The sequence below is a fragment of the Acidovorax sp. 100 genome (assembly GCF_003688355.1).
GTDB classification, from domain to species: domain Bacteria; phylum Pseudomonadota; class Gammaproteobacteria; order Burkholderiales; family Burkholderiaceae_C; genus Acidovorax; species Acidovorax delafieldii.
In genome coordinates, this window is the sequence record NZ_REFD01000001.1 from 1,971,711 (window position 1) to 1,986,292 (window position 14,582).

General features: G+C 64.2%; 18 protein-coding genes. 9 read left to right on the plus strand and 9 right to left on the minus strand.

The genetic code is table 11. The features are described 5' to 3' along the window. Nucleotides 1–2: 2 nt before the first annotated feature. The 4 genes from C8C96_RS09140 to C8C96_RS09155 are packed head-to-tail and all read right to left on the minus strand — an operon-like array spanning nt 3 to nt 2,938. Nucleotides 3–1,190, minus strand: a complete 1,188-nt coding sequence (locus C8C96_RS09140; RefSeq protein ID WP_108499868.1) for a VWA domain-containing protein — start codon at nt 1,188–1,190, stop codon at nt 3–5. 24 nt (nt 1,191–1,214) lie between these two features. After that, on the minus strand, nt 1,215–1,811 hold the full coding sequence (locus C8C96_RS09145; RefSeq protein WP_121942106.1) for a GNAT family N-acetyltransferase: 597 nt from the start codon (nt 1,809–1,811) through the stop codon (nt 1,215–1,217). A 20-nt stretch (nt 1,812–1,831) separates the two neighbouring features. Then, on the minus strand, nt 1,832–2,083 hold the full coding sequence (locus C8C96_RS09150) for a hypothetical protein (RefSeq protein ID WP_121942107.1): 252 nt from the start codon (nt 2,081–2,083) through the stop codon (nt 1,832–1,834). Continuing rightward, nucleotides 2,084–2,938 (minus strand): MoxR family ATPase, encoded by an 855-nt coding sequence (locus tag C8C96_RS09155; protein WP_055401588.1) that lies wholly within the window; start codon nt 2,936–2,938, stop codon nt 2,084–2,086. It lies immediately after the preceding gene. A 106-nt stretch (nt 2,939–3,044) separates the two neighbouring features. Here C8C96_RS09155 and C8C96_RS09160 point away from each other — a divergent pair, with 106 nt between their 5' ends. After that, nucleotides 3,045–3,707: a cytochrome c gene (locus tag C8C96_RS09160; RefSeq protein WP_056746840.1), complete on the plus strand. Its 663-nt coding sequence runs from the start codon at nt 3,045–3,047 to the stop codon at nt 3,705–3,707. Between the two features lie 68 nt (nt 3,708–3,775). On the opposite strand, the gene C8C96_RS09165 is transcribed toward C8C96_RS09160, so the two are convergent. Further along, nucleotides 3,776–4,258 (minus strand): DUF3429 domain-containing protein, encoded by a 483-nt coding sequence (locus tag C8C96_RS09165; RefSeq protein ID WP_121942108.1) that lies wholly within the window; start codon nt 4,256–4,258, stop codon nt 3,776–3,778. 211 nt (nt 4,259–4,469) lie between these two features. On the opposite strand from C8C96_RS09165, the gene C8C96_RS09170 reads away from it, so the two are divergent. After that, nucleotides 4,470–5,732 carry a putative Na+/H+ antiporter gene (locus C8C96_RS09170; RefSeq protein ID WP_233584201.1) on the plus strand — a complete coding sequence of 421 codons (1,263 nt, stop codon included), beginning with the start codon at nt 4,470–4,472 and terminating at the stop codon, nt 5,730–5,732. A gap of 151 nt (nt 5,733–5,883) precedes the next feature. Here C8C96_RS09170 and C8C96_RS09175 read toward each other — a convergent pair whose 3' ends face one another. Beyond that, complete coding sequence (locus C8C96_RS09175; RefSeq protein WP_121942110.1) at nt 5,884–6,345, minus strand: hypothetical protein; 462 nt, start codon at nt 6,343–6,345, stop codon at nt 5,884–5,886. Nucleotides 6,346–6,406: 61 nt separating this feature from the next. After that, nucleotides 6,407–6,841 carry a DUF1841 family protein gene (locus C8C96_RS09180; protein ID WP_121942111.1) on the minus strand — a complete coding sequence of 145 codons (435 nt, stop codon included), beginning with the start codon at nt 6,839–6,841 and terminating at the stop codon, nt 6,407–6,409. 207 nt (nt 6,842–7,048) lie between these two features. On the opposite strand from C8C96_RS09180, the gene C8C96_RS09185 reads away from it, so the two are divergent. Continuing rightward, nucleotides 7,049–7,270: a hypothetical protein gene (locus tag C8C96_RS09185; protein ID WP_199170782.1), complete on the plus strand. Its 222-nt coding sequence runs from the start codon at nt 7,049–7,051 to the stop codon at nt 7,268–7,270. Nucleotides 7,271–7,409: 139 nt separating this feature from the next. Here C8C96_RS09185 and C8C96_RS09190 read toward each other — a convergent pair whose 3' ends face one another. Beyond that, entirely contained in the window at nt 7,410–8,210 is an 801-nt protein-coding gene (locus C8C96_RS09190) for an IclR family transcriptional regulator (RefSeq protein WP_121942112.1), read from the minus strand. Nucleotides 8,211–8,301: 91 nt separating this feature from the next. Between C8C96_RS09190 and C8C96_RS09195 the strand changes: the two genes are divergently transcribed. From C8C96_RS09195 to C8C96_RS09215, 5 genes are all read left to right on the plus strand, one after another. Beyond that, the gene (locus C8C96_RS09195) at nt 8,302–9,003 is read left to right on the plus strand and encodes a 3-oxoacid CoA-transferase subunit A (RefSeq protein ID WP_099729378.1); all 702 of its coding nucleotides are present in this window, start codon (nt 8,302–8,304) and stop codon (nt 9,001–9,003) included. Between the two features lie 29 nt (nt 9,004–9,032). Next, entirely contained in the window at nt 9,033–9,683 is a 651-nt protein-coding gene (locus tag C8C96_RS09200) for a 3-oxoacid CoA-transferase subunit B (protein WP_056066067.1), read from the plus strand. 36 nt (nt 9,684–9,719) lie between these two features. Then, nucleotides 9,720–10,931 (plus strand): 3-oxoadipyl-CoA thiolase, encoded by a 1,212-nt coding sequence (pcaF, locus tag C8C96_RS09205; protein ID WP_121942113.1) that lies wholly within the window; start codon nt 9,720–9,722, stop codon nt 10,929–10,931. Next, entirely contained in the window at nt 10,928–11,671 is a 744-nt protein-coding gene (locus C8C96_RS09210; protein ID WP_121942114.1) for an SDR family NAD(P)-dependent oxidoreductase, read from the plus strand. Before pcaF ends, C8C96_RS09210 begins: the two co-directional genes overlap by 4 nt. 162 nt (nt 11,672–11,833) lie before the next feature. Beyond that, nucleotides 11,834–12,838 (plus strand): tripartite tricarboxylate transporter substrate binding protein, encoded by a 1,005-nt coding sequence (locus C8C96_RS09215; RefSeq protein WP_121942115.1) that lies wholly within the window; start codon nt 11,834–11,836, stop codon nt 12,836–12,838. Nucleotides 12,839–12,936: 98 nt separating this feature from the next. On the opposite strand, the gene C8C96_RS09220 is transcribed toward C8C96_RS09215, so the two are convergent. Next, complete coding sequence (locus C8C96_RS09220; RefSeq protein WP_121943946.1) at nt 12,937–13,539, minus strand: short chain dehydrogenase; 603 nt, start codon at nt 13,537–13,539, stop codon at nt 12,937–12,939. A gap of 134 nt (nt 13,540–13,673) precedes the next feature. On the opposite strand from C8C96_RS09220, the gene C8C96_RS09225 reads away from it, so the two are divergent. Then, nucleotides 13,674–14,567 carry a LysR family transcriptional regulator gene (locus C8C96_RS09225; RefSeq protein WP_121942116.1) on the plus strand — a complete coding sequence of 298 codons (894 nt, stop codon included), beginning with the start codon at nt 13,674–13,676 and terminating at the stop codon, nt 14,565–14,567. Nucleotides 14,568–14,582: the final 15 nt, after the last annotated feature.

Consider the following 14,582-nt stretch of genomic DNA (forward strand, 5'->3'; position numbering starts at 1 on the left):
GCCTATTTGGACAGCAGCCGCATGGTTTCTTCCAGCCCCTTGAGCGACAGCGGGTACATGCGGTTGCCCACCAGCTGCTGGATGATGCTGATGCTCTGGCGGTACTGCCAAACGCCCTGGGGCTCGGGGTTGATCCACGCAAACTTGGGGAAGGCGTGGGTGAGGCGCTGGATCCACTCGGCACCCGGCTCCTCGTTGTTGTATTCCACACTGCCGCCGGGCTGCAGGATCTCGTACGGGCTCATCGTCGCGTCGCCCACAAAGATCAGCTTGTAGTCCTTGTTGTACTTGCGGATGATGTCCCAGGTGGGGAACTTCTCGGCAAAGCGGCGGCGGTTGTTCTTCCACATGAAGTCGTACACGCAGTTGTGGAAGTAGTAGAACTCCAGGTGCTTGAACTCGCTCTTGACTGCACTGAACAGCTCTTCCACGCGCTGGATGTGTTCGTCCATCGTGCCACCCACGTCCATCAGCAGCAGCACCTTCACGTTGTTGTGCCGCTCGGGCACCATCTTGATGTCCAGGTAACCCGCGTTGGCCGCCGTGCTGCGGATGGTGTCTGGCAGGTCCAGCTCCAGCTCATGCCCTTCGCGCGCAAACTTGCGCAGGCGGCGCAATGCCACCTTGATGTTGCGTGTGCCCAGCTCCTGCTGGTCGTCGTAGTCCTTGTAGGCGCGCTGCTCCCACACCTTCACCGCGCTCTTGTTCTTGCCCGCGCCGCCAATGCGCACGCCCTGGGGGTTGTAGCCGCCGTGGCCAAACGGGCTGGTGCCGCCGGTGCCGATCCACTTGCTGCCGCCTTCGTGGCGTTCCTTCTGCTCTTCGAGGCGCTTCTTCAGCGTCTCCATCAGCTCGTCCCAGCCCATCTTCTCGATGGCGGCCTTCTGCTCGGGCGTGAGTTCGTTCTCCAGGATCTTGCGCAGCCAGTCGGCCGGGATCTGCTTGGTGAAGTCGGCCACCATCTCCACGCCCTTGAAGTAGGCGCCGAAGGCCCGGTCGAACTTGTCGTAGTGCTTCTCGTCCTTGACCAGCGTGAGGCGCGAGAGGTTGTAGAAATCGTCCAGGCTCCATGCGTCATCCGACTTGGGGCCCACCACACCGGCCTGCAGCGCTTCGAGCAGGGTGAGGTATTCCTTGACCGACACGGGCAACTTGGCCGAGCGCAGGGTGTAGAAGAAGTCGATGAGCATGATTTGGGCCTCTAGCGCTAGTGTTTATTGCGCATGACGCTCTAAAAGATATAGCAACTGCGCCCTGGCCTCAGGCCATTCGCCGGCACGCATGCTGTACATCACCGTGTCGCGGATGGTGCCGTCGCGGCGCAGCGCGTGGCCGCGCAGCACGCCGTCCTTCTTGGCGCCCAGGCGCTCGATGGCGCGTTGTGACGCAAAGTTGTAGTTGTCGGTGCGCCAGCCCACCACATGGCAGCCCAGCGTGTCGAAGGCGTGGCCCATCATCAGCAGCTTGGCGGTGGTGTTGACGTGGGTGCGCTGCACGCTTTGGCAGTACCAGGTGTAGCCAATTTCCACGCGTTTCACAGCCGGCACGATGTCGTGGTAACTGGTGGAGCCCAGCACTTTGCCGGTGGCGTCTTCCACCACGGCAAAGGCAAAGCGGTTGCCGTCCTCGCGCATCTTGAGCGCGGCTTCGATGTACGCGCGGGTGTCCTGCGGCTCGGGCACCGAGGTGATGCGCAGCTTCCACAGCTGGCCATCGGCGGCTGCGGCCCGCAGGCCTTCTTCATGGGCCAGCGCCAGCGGTTCCAGGCGGACTCCGCGATCGCGCAGCGTGACAGGTTCTACAAAAGCCATGGGTCTCTACCCCTTAATCATCAATCCTTGGACGGTTGGCTGCGGCGGCTGTTCTGCCAGCGCCGCGCCGCATGCAGGCCCAGGCCGCCACCGATGCCCACCAGGGCGATGCCCACCAGGCTGTCGGTGCCGTAGCCGGGCGCGAAGATATCGAGCCCCAGCAGCTGGCCCAGCCAGAAGCCCAGCAGGGCGCCCCCCACAAAGCCCACGGCATCGGCGACGCCGTGGGCCAGCAGCTGGCGGGTGTCGTCGTTGCTGTTGCCGTTGTTCACTCAGCGGTTCCTCTGATTCATGAACACCAGCTTTTCAAACAGGCTCACGTCCTGTTCGTTCTTGAGCAGTGCCCCCACCAACGGGGGCACGGCCACCTTGTTGTCGGCGCTTTGCAGGGCGGTGAGTGGAATGTCTTCGGCCACCAGCAGCTTGAGCCAGTCGATCAGTTCGCTGGTCGAGGGCTTCTTTTTCAGGCCCGGCAGGTTGCGCACGTCATAAAACGTCTTCATCGCCACGCTGAGCAGCTCGCTCTTGAGCGTGGGGAAGTGCACGTTGATGATCTGCCGCATCGTGTCGGCCTCGGGGAACTTGATGAAGTGGAAGAAGCAGCGGCGCAGGAACGCATCGGGCAGCTCCTTTTCGTTGTTCGACGTGATGAACACCAGCGGGCGGTGCTTGGCCTTGATGAGTTCGCGCGTTTCGTAGCAGTAGAACTCCATGCGGTCGATTTCGCGCAGCAGGTCGTTCGGGAATTCGATGTCGGCCTTGTCGATCTCGTCGATCAGCAGCGCCACGGGGCGGTCGGCCGTGAAGGCCTGCCACAGCACGCCCTGGATGATGTAGTTGCGGATGTTCTTCACGCGCTCGGCGCTGTCGCCGTCGTTGAGCTGGCTGTCGCGCAAGCGACTCACCGCGTCATATTCATACAGGCCCTGTTGGGCCTTGGTGGTGGACTTGATGTGCCACTGCAGCAGGGGCATGTCCAGCGCCTGCGCCACTTCCTCGGCCAGCATCGTCTTGCCCGTGCCGGGCTCGCCCTTGATCAGCAGCGGCCGTTGCAGCGTGATGGCCGCATTCACGGCGAGCATCAGGTCTTGGGTGGCGACGTAGTTCTGGGAGCCTTGGAATTTCATGGGGGAAAACACCGGATCGTTGATGAATGGGCTTGACAGGGCGCTGGCTATAATCGACGGCTGATCAGAGCCCAGAGCTGAACTTCCACGAGATTGTGCGCGCAAAATGAACAAAACGTTGACCACGCTATTTGCCCTGGCTGTCGCTTCCGTGACCGCCTTGTCCCACGCCCAGGAAGCCAAGGGCGACGTGGAAGCCGGCAAGCAAAAGATTGCCATGTGCATTGGTTGCCACGGCATCGTTGGCTACCAGGCCAGCTTTCCTGAGATCCACAAGGTGCCCATGATCTCGGGCCAGAGCGCCAAGTACATTGCGGCAGCGCTGGTCGCCTACCAAAAGGGCGAGCGCAAGCACCCCACCATGCGCGGCATCGCCGAGTCGTTGTCCGAGAAGGACATCGCTGACGTGTCAGCCTACTACGAACAACACGGCAAGACCGGTGCCGAACTGCCCGCCAAGCCCTCGCGTGAACCCAGCGTGCAAGTGGCCGAGCTGCTGAAGAAGGGCGCTTGCGTTTCCTGCCACGGCGACAACTTCGCCAAGCCCATCGACCCCTCTTACCCCAAGATCGCCGGCCAGCATGCCGACTACCTGTTTGTGGCGCTCAAGGCCTATAAGGTTGAGAAGAATGCCAACGTGGGTCGTGGCAACGCCATCATGGGCGGTGTGGCCAAGCAGTTCACCAACGCTGAACTGAAGGCCTTGGCCAATTACGTGAGCGGCCTGGACGGCGACCTGCACACGGTGCCCCAGTCGCGCTTCCGTTGATTAGCAGGCTGGCTGACGACAACAAAAAAAGCCCGCTTCGGCGGGCTTTTTGCTGGATGGTTGAATCGTCAACGGCTGGCGGCCCATGCCCCCAACGCCAGACATGTACAAGCCGTGACCGTCAGGCGCCATCGCAGCGGCAAGTACCACGTGGGAAGCAAGGTGCGCGCAGCCAGTCGGTGGTCTTGCACCAGGTGGGCTGCAAAGCCCGCGACCAGCAGCACGGCCCCCGCGGCGGCAGGCAATAGCGTGGCAGGCCAGGCCATCAACGATGGCACCACGCTCCATACAAAGCAGCGCGTGCGCTCTGGGGCGCTCAGCCCGATTTGTGCCATGGCAAAGCCCCAGTGCAGCGCACCCACAAAACTCAGAATCACTGCGCCGTAGGCCAGCAGCGCCTCGCTCCACCACGGTGTACTGGGCGCCCACAGGCCCACGGCTGCCAGCGCCAGGAACGGCAGCAGGCCCCCATAGCCCAGCCAGGCCACGGTCGATGGGATCGACGCAGGGGGCGGTGAAGACAAGGGTGGTGCGGTGGGATGATGGTGCATGGGACCTCCAGGTGGGGTGCCTGCATTGTCTGGAAAGCGAGACTCCCGAGTGGGCTGCATGGTTGTGTGCGCCGTGCGCTGCGTGCAAAGCGCGCTGCGCCTACACAGGGTCGCCGTAGTGCCACGGTAAAATTGGAGATGGGTGTCGGCGCCATCGTGGCCCGGCAGGTTCATGCGCTGGTCGGGCCGCCGCGCGGTTTGTCTGCGACCCATGAACTCCTCTCCCACCCTGATCCAGGGGATTGGTGCCGTTCTGTTCGGCCTGGCCATTCTCCATACCTTCTCCACCAAGTATTTCGAACGTCTGGCGCACGTGCAGCCCAAGCATGCGGGCATCTGGCATCTGCTGGGTGAGGTAGAGGTCGTCTTCGGCTTCTGGGCCCTGGTGCTCATGCTGTTCATGTTCTCCCTCGGCGGCAAGCAGGAGGCCACCGCCTACCTGGACTCGCGCAATTTCACCGAGCCACTGTTCGTGTTTGCGATCATGGTGATTGCCGCCACCCGGCCAATCCTCCAGCTGTCAGGCTCTGCGGTGCGGGTGTTGGCCCGGTGCATGCCTTTTCAGCGCGGTGTGGCCATGTACTTTGTAGTGTTGTCGGCCGTTCCGCTGCTGGGCTCCTTCATCACCGAGCCTGCTGCGATGACGCTGGCGGCACTGATGCTGCGTGACATCCTGTTTTCGCAGCCTTTGTCGAACCGACTCAAGTATTCGACCCTTGGCGTGCTGTTCGTCAACATCTCCATTGGCGGCACCCTCACGCCGTTCGCCGCGCCGCCGGTGCTCATGGTGGTGGCGCAGTGGAACTGGGATCTGTGGTTCATGGTGTCCCACTTTGGCTGGAAGGCGGCCGTGGCGGTGGTAGTCAACGCTGGCATCGCCACGCTGCTGTTTCGCCGCCAGGTGGGGCACATGGGGCGCAAGGTCGCGACGGATGAGGCGCCCGTGCCTGTGTCCGTCATGCTGGTGCACTTGGTGTTCCTGGCGCTGGTAGTGCTTTTTGCGCACCATCCAGCTGTGTTCCTGGGCCTGTTCCTGTTTTTCATGGGGTTCACCACGGCCTACCAGCGCCATCAAAACCCGCTGATCTTGCGCGAGGCCTTGCTCGTGGCTTTCTTCCTGGCCGGTCTGGTGGTGCTGGGTGGCGTGCAGCAGTGGTGGTTACAGCCGGTGCTCATGAAGATGGATGCCAACGCCGTGTTCTTTGGTGCTGCGGCGCTCACGGCCTTCACGGACAACGCAGCGCTGACTTACCTGGGCTCGCTGGTTGAAGGCCTGAGCGACGAGTTCAAGGTGGCTCTGGTGGCGGGTGCCGTGACAGGGGGTGGTCTGACGGTGATTGCCAATGCGCCCAACCCGGCGGGGGCCTCCATCCTGAAGGAGAAATTCTCGGACGGCGTCATCAACCCGCTGGGCCTGCTGCTGGGTGCCTTGCCGCCCACGCTGGTGGCGGTGATCGCATTCCAGGTGCTGTAGGCGGCAGGAACAACGCCGTGCGGGGCGGCTCAGTGCTGCAGGGAGTGCGTGGAGCAATGAATCCAGCCGTGCGGCCGACAGCGCCAGGGTTTCCAGGGTTCATCGCTTCCTGGCGGGAATGCATGGCCAGATGCCCCAGGTGCGTGTCAATCTATCTCCGCCCGCGAAAAATCCGCCATTGCACGCGGGTGAACCACGCGCACAACCCACCGAGCCCAGCGTAGAAGGCAAACAGGCTCCAATCCACCGCTGGGAAGTTCCAGACATCGCTGATCACCGCAGACACGCTGATCGCGCACAGAAGGCCGGAAAGCAGCGCCAAGATCAAAGCAAGGGCCCGTTCCACGCCGGACTTGACGTGCTCCATGGTGTGTTGGGTTTGCTGCCAGGCGTCTGCGGCATCTTTGAGTGGGCTCTCGGCCTGAGCGGCCAGCGCTTGCGCGATGTTGTGCTGTGCCACCAAGGCAGCAAAGTCGCCTTGCCGGGGCCGTGCCGCGCGTCTGCGCCACCAAAAGCCCGCAAAAACCAAGGCTATGGCCAGAAGGACGAGGCCTGCGTACAGCAATTGGTCTTGCCATGGGACCGTGGATGCATGGAGCAGGTAGTGGAGCATGGACAGTCGGTCGGTGCGACCCGTGGGCGTCGGTTGCCTCTAGCGCTTGGACTGCGGCAGTTCAGTCGCGCGTCGCGCGCCGCTGCACGCAGGCGATGTAGGCATCGCCATCGGGCGGACGGCCTGCGCGCTGGCTTTCCCACAGCATTTCGCCCAGGCAGTCCATGGCGGCGTGGTGGGCGTCGTGCAGCGAATCGAGCCGCGCCGTCAGCAGCTCCACCGCCTGGCGGATGCCACGGGGCTGGTCGATGCTGCATTGCTCGCTGATGGACAGGTGCATCGACAGGTGCAGGAAGGGATTGGTCTGCCCCGGTGTTTCGTCGTAGTTGTGGGCCACGGCCGCATCGGCGTCGGACAGGTCGGCGTGGTACTCGGGGTGCTCGGCGATCCACAGGCTGGCCAGCGTCTCGATGGCTTCCATGGGGGCGCCGCTCTGGGTCTTGGCGTGCACACCACACAGAAAGCGGCGCACATCGGCTTGGGAGGGGCTGAACATGGGGCGTGAGGGTAGCACGCAGGGCAAGGGCCTGGCGTCAGAGGGGAGGCGGGGGAGGTGATGCGGATTGCGTCCGGCCGCTACATCGCGCCGGGGCCGCGTCCTACGCGGGCTGCGCGCCGGCGCACCTACATTGGGCTGGCGCAAGGGTCGGGAGCCGGGTCCACTTTGCTGCATTCCTCCAAACCCGGCATCGGGAGAAGTGTCATGAATGCAATGCGAATCGTTGGTGTGCTGTTGTTGGTGGTGGGCCTTGCCGGGTTTCTGACCGGAGGGTTCAGCTTTACCAAGGACACCACCCAGGCCAAGATCGGTCCGTTGGAGTTGACCGTGAAAGAAAAGGAATCCGTGAATATCCCCCAATGGTTGAGCCTGGGCGCGATGGTTCTCGGCGGCGTGGTGCTGGTGCTCGGCTTTCGCAAGAACTGATTTCATCCACCGTGGCGAGTGACGGGTGTTGCGGCTCCGGTTCTCGCCCTATCCACGTAAGACGGTAATCGGAGCTTTAGCACCGGCCGCTCGTTGCGGTGGGTGATCTCTGGTGCCGGTTGCCGACAGCCGTTATCTGTCACCCCCTCGGCGCCCCCATCATGCGCGAGATGGTCCGGGCCGCGCTCAGCAGTGCGGGCAGCAGGCTCTCCTGCATCACCGCCGCACTCGTGCGATTGGCCTGACCGCTGATGTTGAGCGCCGCCACCGTCTGCCCCGTGCGGTTGGTCAGCGGCGCAGCAATCGATATCAAACCCTCTTCCAGTTCCTGGTTCACCAGGCACCAGCCCTGCTGCCGCGCCTGGCGTATATGGGCCAGCAGTGCATCCTCATCGGTGGTGGTGTGTTCGGTAAAACGCTGCATGGGGTGGCCTTGCAGCCGGGCCTGCAGTTCGTCGTCCGGCAACCCGGCCAGTAGCATGCGGCCCATGGACGTCCAGCACGCGGGCAGGCGCGAGCCCACGCCCAGCGTGGTGCGCATGATCTTGTGCGTGGGCACGCGCAGCACATAGACGATGTCCAGGCCGTCGAGCACGGCGGCCGATGACGACTCGCGCACCTCTTCCACCAGGTCCTCCATCACAGGCTCGGCCAGGTTCCAGATGGGCAGCGAGGACAGGTACGCAAACCCCAAATCCAGAATGCGCGGGCTCAGGCGAAACAGCTTGCCGTCCGTCTCCACATAACCCAGCGTCTGCAGCGTGAGCAGGATGCGGCGCGCACCGGCGCGCGTGAGACCTGTCTGCGCGGCGACTTCACTCAAGGTCTGCTGCGGTGTGGCAGCGCTGAACGAGCGGATCACCTCCAGCCCGCGCGCGAACGACTGCACATAGCTGTCGCTCGGTTTGGGGTCTTTGGCTTCAGGGGTTTGGGAATTCATACGTATGCCAACTATAATTCTTTAAGCGAACATTTGTTCTATATACGAACAAATTTCAAAGAGACAACAGAGAAACCAAGAAAGCGTTGCAATGATCAACAAACTGGCGGACTCGGTGGCCCAGGCCCTTGCGGGGGTAAAGGATGGTGCCACGGTGTTGATAGGTGGGTTCGGCACGGCCGGCATTCCGGGCGAGCTGATCGATGGCCTCATCGCCCAGGGTGCGCGGGACCTCACGGTGGTCAACAACAACGCAGGCAATGCGGACCAGGGCCTGGCCGCCCTGCTCAAGGCCGGGCAGGTGCGCAAGATCATCTGCAGCTTTCCGCGCCAGGTGGACAGTTATGTGTTCGATGACCTGTATCGCAGTGGCAAGCTGGAGCTGGAACTGGTGCCCCAGGGCAATCTGGCCGAGCGCCTGCGCGCTGCGGGCGCGGGCATCGGCGCCTTTTTCTGCCCCACGGCCTATGGCACCGAACTGGCTGCGGGCAAGGAAACACGCGAGATCAATGGCAAACACTACGTGCTCGAATACCCCATCCATGGCGATGTGGCCCTGGTCAAGGCCGAGAAGGGCGACCGCTGGGGCAACCTCACCTACCGCATGTCGGCGCGCAACTTTGGCCCCGTGATGGCCACGGCTGCCAAGACCACGATTGCCACCGTGCACGAGGTGGTGGAGCTGGGCGCGCTGGACCCGGAAGCCATCGTCACCCCGGGCATCTATGTGACGCACGTGGTGAAGATCGACCGCACGGCCACGCAGGCGGGCGGATTCAAGAAATCAGCGTGATATCGCCCGCAAGCGCAGAAAGAATAAGCATGAGTAGCTATCAAAAGCGTAGTAAAGACGAGCTGGCGAAACGCGTGGCGCAAGACATCCACGACGGCGCCTACGTCAACCTGGGCATCGGCCAGCCGACCCTGGTGGCCAACCACATCCCGGCAGGCCGCGAAGTCATCCTGCAAAGCGAAAACGGCATCCTGGGCATGGGCCCTGCGCCCGCTGCGGGGCTGGAGGACTATGACCTGATCAACGCGGGCAAGCAGCCCGTCACGCTGCTGCCCGGCGGTGCGTACTTCCACCACGCCGACAGCTTCGCGATGATGCGCGGCGGGCACCTCGACATCTGCGTGCTGGGTGCCTTCCAGGTCAGTGCCACGGGCGACCTGGCCAACTGGAGCACGGGCGAGCCCGGCGCCATCCCCGCCGTGGGCGGCGCGATGGACCTGGCCATCGGCGCCAAGCAGACCTGGGTGATGATGGATCTGCTGACCAAGCAGGGCGCCAGCAAGATCGTGACGCAGTGCACCTACCCGCTCACCGGTGTCGCGTGCGTGAAGCGCATCTACACCGATCTGTGCACACTGGCCTGCACGCCCACCGGGCTGCAGCTTATCGACACCGTGCCCGGCCTGTCGCACGCTGAGCTGGAGCAACTGGTGGGCCTGCCCATCCGCCCTGCCGCCTGAACGAATCCACCCCCCAAGCAACGAGGAGACAAAACCATGAGCACACAACGCCAAGCCTTCATCTGCGACGCCATCCGCACCCCCTTTGGCCGCTACGGCGGCGCGCTCTCCAGCGTGCGCACCGACGACCTGGGTGCCATCCCCATCAAGGCGCTGATGGAGCGCAACCCCGGCGTGGACTGGGCGGCCGTGACCGACGTGCTGTATGGCTGCGCCAACCAGGCCGGTGAAGACAACCGCAACGTGGCCCACATGAGCAGCCTGCTGGCGGGCCTGCCCATCGACGTGGCCGGCGCCACCATCAACCGCCTGTGCGGTTCGGGGCTCGATGCCGTGGGCACCGCAGCGCGCGCCATCAAAGCGGGCGAGGCAGGTCTGATGATCGCGGGCGGTGTGGAGAGCATGAGCCGCGCCCCCTTCGTCATGCCCAAGGCAGAGTCGGCCTTCAGCCGCAACAACGCGGTGTATGACACGACCATCGGCTGGCGCTTTGTCAACAAGCTGATGAAGGAAAAGTACGGTGTGGACTCCATGCCCGAAACCGCCGAGAACGTGGCCACCGACTTCAAGATTGAGCGCGAAGCCCAGGACCAGATGGCCCTGCGCAGCCAGCTCAACGCCGTGGCCGCCATCAAGGCCGGCCATCTGGCGCGCGAGATCGTGCCGGTGCACATCCCGCAAAAGAAGGGCGACGCGATCATCGTGAGCCAGGACGAGCACCCGCGTGAGACCAGCCTGGAAGCGCTGGCCAAGCTCAAGGGCGTGGTGCGGCCCGATGGCACGGTGACGGCGGGCAACGCCAGCGGCGTGAATGACGGCGCCTGCGCGCTGCTGCTGGCCGATGAAGCCAATGCTGCCAAATATGGCCTCAAGCCCCGCGCCCGCGTGGTGGGCATGGCCGTGGCCGGTGTGGCGCCGCGCATCATGGGCTTTGGCCCCACGCCTGCCACCCTGAAGGTGCTGGCGCAGACGGGCCTGACCATCGACCACGTGGACGTGATCGAACTGAACGAAGCCTTTGCCGCGCAAGGCCTGGCCGTGCTGCGCGCGCTGGGCCTCAAGGACGACGATGCCCGCGTGAACGCCTGGGGCGGCGCCATCGCGCTGGGCCACCCGCTGGGCGCCAGCGGCGCGCGCCTGGTCACCACTGCCGTCAACCGCCTGCACGAGCACGCCGGGAAGTACGCGCTGTGCACCATGTGCATCGGCGTGGGCCAGGGCATTGCCGTGATCCTGGAGCGCGTGTGACCGTGATTGAGCGCAACCCGACACCGGTCACTGTCATCACGGGTGCCAGCAACGGCATCGGCCGCGCGATTGCCGAAGCCGTGCTGTCCCAGGGCCACGCCGTGGTCAACCTGGACTACGTGCTACCCACCTGGAGCCACCCGCAACTCACCTCGTACCAGGGCGACCTGACCGACGAAGCCTCGACCCGCGAACGCGCGGCCGAGATCGCGGCCAAGCACAACGTCACCGCACTGGTTAACAACGCGGGCGCCACGCGCCCCGGCACCATCGACACGGCGACCACAGCCCAACTGGATGACGTGGTAGGGCTGCACCTGCGCGCGCCCATGCTGCTGGTGCAAGCCTTTCTGCCCACGCTGCGCGGCAGCGGGCAGGGCCGCATCGTCAACATGTCGTCGCGCGCCGCTTTGGGCAAGGGCGAGCGCATCGTCTACTCCGCCACCAAGGCCGGAATGATCGGCATGACACGCACGCTGGCCATGGAGCTAGGGCGTGACGGCATCACCGTCAACGCCATCGGCCCAGGGCCCATCGCCACTGAGCTTTTCCGCCAGAGCAACCCCGAAGGCGCACCGCAGACCGAGCGCATCCTCAAAAGCATCGCGGTAGGCCGCATGGGCACCGCCGAAGACGTGGCCCGTGCCGCGCTGTTTTTCCTCTCGCCCGACAACGGTTTCGTGACCGGGCAGGTGTTGTACGTGTGCGGAGGCACCACGCTGGGAGTGGCGCCTGTTTAGCAACCTGAACTGATCTTCCTTGCCGCCCCGCAAGGGGCACCCCCCGTTCTCGTCCGGAGGCCTCGGCGCCCGGTTGAGGCCACGGCGCGGCCAGACGCGGGCTCACGCGGCGCTGGTGGCACCGATCCATTCATTCATCCACCTTCTTGAAGGAGACAAACCATGACCCGTTCCATCCACGCCACCCGCCGCTTCGCGCTGTCGGCCGCTGCAGTCACCGCCCTCGCTGGTATCGGCCTGCTGGGCAGCAGTGCTGCGCTCGCCCAGGCTTATCCGAGCAAGCCCGTCACCATCGTCGTGCCCTTTGCAGCAGGTGGCACCACCGACATCCTGGCCCGCATCATTGGCCAGGCGCTGACCACCGAGCTGGGCCAGTCCGTCATCGTGGACAACCGCGCAGGCGCGGGCGGCAACATCGGCGGCGCCATGGCGGCCAAGGCCCCGGCAGATGGCTACACACTCTTCATGGGCACGGTGGGCACGCACGCCATCAACGCCAGCCTGTACAAGAAGATGCCGTTCGACCCCATCAAGGACTTTGCACCGCTGACCCGCGTGGCCAACGTGCCGAACCTGCTGGTGGCCAACCCGGCACAGCCCTACAAGAGCGTGAAGGAGCTGATCGCCTACGCCAAGGCCAACCCGGGCAAGGTCAACTTCGGTTCGTCGGGCAACGGCAGCTCCATCCACCTGTCGGGCGAGCTGTTCAAGAGCCTGGCCAAGGTGGACATGGTGCATGTGCCCTACAAGGGCAGCGCACCCGCTGTGACCGACCTGCTGGGCAACCAGATCGGCATCATGTTCGACAACATGCCCTCGGCCATCCAGCATGTGCGCAGTGGCAAGCTGGTGCCCATTGCCGTGACCACGGCCAAGCGCTCGCCGGAGCTGCCCAATGTGCCGACCATCGCCGAAGCCGGCGTGCCCGGCTATGAAGCCACCTCGTGGTTTGGCATGTTTGCTCCCGCCGGTACGCCTGCGCCTGTGCTGGCCAAGCTCAACACCGCACTGGTGAAGGTGCTGAACCAGGCCGAGGTGAAGAAGAAGATCAACGAGCAGGGCGCCGAGACGTACAGCGAAACGCCCGAGCAGTTTGCTGCCTTCATCCAGGCAGAGTCCGTCAAGTGGGGCAAGGTCGTGAAGGAGTCTGGGGCAAGCCTGGATTAAGCGCAGTCGAGATTTTTGCAGCTACCAAATTGATAGCTGCTGCCGCTGATACATGGGGCGGTAGCAGCTATTTTTGCTTCATATGTGAGTCGACGCGCTCACTGCACCCGGTACACACGCCCCGTCTGCGCACCTTCCACGCTGCGCTGGTAGGCCAGCGCCACGCGCTCGGCAGGCACCGGCTCGAACCCCGGGAAGAACGGCCCGTAGCTGCCCATGGATTCGGCCAGCACCGTGGGGCTGATGGCGTTGATGCGCAGGCCGCGCGGCAGCTCGATGGCGGCTGCAGCCACAAAACCTTCGATGGCCGCGTTCACGGCCGTGGCGCTGGCGCCGTTGCGGATGGGCTCGATCGACAGGATGCCCGCCGTCAGCGTGATGGAGCCGCCATCGTTCAAGTATTTCTGGCCGACCAGCGCCAGTTGCACCTGGCCCAGCAATTTGTCCTGCAGGCCCAGGTTGAACTGCTCGGCCGTCATTTCCGCCAGCGGGCCAAAGTGCAGGTTGCCTGCGGTGCTCACGATGGCATCGACTTTGCCCACCGCCTCGAACAGTCGGGCAACCGCCCCTGGCTGCGAGAAGTCCGCACGATGCGTGCCGCTGCTGCGGCCTACGGTGATCACGTCGTGGCGTGCGCCCAGGTTGGCCAGCACGGCCTGGCCGATGGTGCCGCTCGCGCCGATGAGAAGAATCTTGGACATGATGTTTTCCTTGGGTGTCAAAAAAAGGGTTGATGAGGAACTGACAACCCGATTCTTTTGCTAATCAATCGGAACATAAAGTACCTGCAAGTTATGCTTGTGCTAACCATTGATTAGGAATTGAGGGAGTTGCCATGGATAAGCTGCGCAATATGGAAGTCATGGTGGCCGTGGTGGAGGCTGGCAGCTTTGCCGCTGCCGCGCGCCAGCTGCAGATCTCCGCCGTGATGGTGGGCAAGCACATCCAGCAGCTGGAGACGCACCTGGGCGTGCGCCTGTTCCAGCGCAGCACGCGCCAGAACAGCCTGACCGAGGTGGGCGCCGCGTTCTACGACGACAGCAAACGTGTGCTGGAGCAGGTGCGTTGGGCCGAGTCCGCCGTGGAGCGCAGCCGCGCTGTGCCGCAGGGCCTGCTGCGGGTGAGCGCGCCCTTCACGCTGGGCAACCACGTGATCGCGCCGCTGGTGGCCGACTTTCTGCAGCGCCACGACCAGGTGCGTGTGGACCTGCAGCTCACCGACAGCGTGGTGGACCTGGCAGGCGAGGGCTTTGACGTGGCCGTGCGCATTGGCCAGGTGGTGAACGAGGGCCTGGTGGCGCGCCCGCTGCGCCCCTACCGCATGGTGATTGCCGCAGCACCCGCGTACCTGCAGCGCCACGGCACGCCCCAACGCGCGGCCGACCTGGCGCGCCACCAGTGCCTGAGCCACTCGGTGTGGCAGCGCCGGGTGGAATGGACCTTGCGCGACGGCAACGAGGATTTCTTCTGGCCCGAGAACGCGCGCTTTGTGTGCAACCAGGGCGATGGCCTGCGCCAGGCGGCGTTGCGCGGCCTGGGCCTGATCATGCAACCCGAGGTGCTACTGGCTGACGACCTGGCCAGTGGCGCGCTGGTGCCGGTGATGCAGCACTGCCTGCCCGTGCCGCGCCCGATGCACCTGGTGTATGCGCCCGACCGGCGGCAACTGCCCAAGCTGGCGCGGTTTGTGGAGCATGTGGTAGGGCAGTTAGGTGTGCAGGAGCGCTGAGAGACGTTGAGGCTT